1 pseudogene is annotated in these 632 nt (G+C 67.1%); it reads left to right on the forward strand.

Going from position 1 to position 632, the window contains the following annotated elements:
• Positions 1-608 (forward strand): annotated as a pseudogene (locus ACTIFU_RS23920) (IS5 family transposase); the annotation flags it as partial.
• Between the last annotated feature and the right edge of the window lie 24 nt (positions 609-632).

The raw sequence follows: 632 nt of genomic DNA on the forward strand, positions 1-632 counted from the left end.
TGGGACTACTTCTCGCGCTGGGAATGGGAAGGCACGATTGCGCGCATCCACCACGCGCTCTACATCGCCGTGCGCGAGCAGGCGAGGCGCGAAGCCAGCCCGACCACGGCGATCATCGATAGCCAGACGGCGAAGGCGGCGCAAAAGGGGGGTCTACGCTCGACCCGTCCGGCTACGACGCGGGCAAGAAGGTGGTCGGCCGCAAGCGCCATCTCCTGATCGATACCATCGGCATGTTGCTCGCCGTGATCGTGCATCCGGCCAATGTGCAGGACCGCGACGGAGCCGAGCCGCTGCTGCGCCAAGCCCGGCGCCTGTTCCCGTTCATCGCGCGCCTGATCGGCGACGCAGGCTATCAAGGGCCGAAGATGGCGGCGGCGGTGGCCCGCACCGGGCACTGGACGATCGAGATCGTGCGTCGCTGCGACAGGCACCGCTTCGTCGTGCTGCCGAAGCGCTGGATCGTCGAGCGCACGATCGCATGGATCAGTCGCAACCGCCGCCTCGCGCGTGATTTCGAGCGACACTGCCGCATCGCCGCCGCCTTCGTGCGCATGGCCATGATCCGCATCATGCTCCGACGCCTCGCCGCAACCTCCTCAGCGTGAATCAGAACTTCCCGGATGGGCTCT

Source organism: Elioraea sp., from assembly GCF_051860475.1.
Classification (GTDB): Bacteria; Pseudomonadota; Alphaproteobacteria; order Acetobacterales; family Acetobacteraceae; genus Elioraea.